The organism is Paucibacter sp. DJ2R-2 (genome assembly GCF_025717675.1).
In the GTDB taxonomy this organism is placed as follows: domain Bacteria; phylum Pseudomonadota; class Gammaproteobacteria; order Burkholderiales; family Burkholderiaceae_C; genus Paucibacter_A.
The window spans coordinates 1-489 of record NZ_JAJIRT010000035.1; the positions used below are offsets into that span (position 1 = coordinate 1).

The 489-nt window shown below is 60.5% G+C and carries 1 protein-coding gene; it reads right to left on the reverse strand.

Going from position 1 to position 489, the window contains the following annotated elements; translation table 11 throughout:
- Positions 1–83 precede the first annotated feature (83 nt).
- A complete protein-coding gene (locus LNV28_RS24990; RefSeq protein ID WP_263521377.1) occupies positions 84–395 on the reverse strand; it encodes a hypothetical protein in 312 nt (103 codons plus the stop codon).
- Between the last annotated feature and the right edge of the window lie 94 nt (positions 396–489).

A 489-nucleotide genomic window follows, 5' to 3' on the forward strand; every position in this document is an offset into this window, starting at 1 on the left:
CCACAAGCGACGAACAGCGTGCGATCACGAGAGCGCTCTTTACTTAGGAAGGAACGCAACGACATGACGCCCAACGTTTGAGCTCAGCGGGCGGCGGAGCCGTCCGCTGCAGCGAAGGGTTGAACCGGACCCTGTGCTACGGCAGATAGCCTCTGTGAAAAGCTTTCCCCGCACATGCGATCGACTGACGCGATTGCCGCCACAGCCTCCGCTGTACTGAATGTCCTTCCCTCAAGGATGGCCAGCGCTTGGTTGTGCAACGCATATACGAGATGTGCCGCCGCCCGAAGCGCGGGATCGGCCGTTTCATTGCTACCGAGATGGCCCGCAAGCAGCAGACGCAACTCATAGACGGCGAACGCCAGAATTCTTGTCTCGTCGAGGTTGGAAGGCATAGCTGCAGGTGCGGTTCAACGTTGAAGCTGAGGGGCCGCAGCCAGCTGGCCGCGCGGAGCTGAAAATATAGAGGCAGCGTAGCGCGGCCAGCTG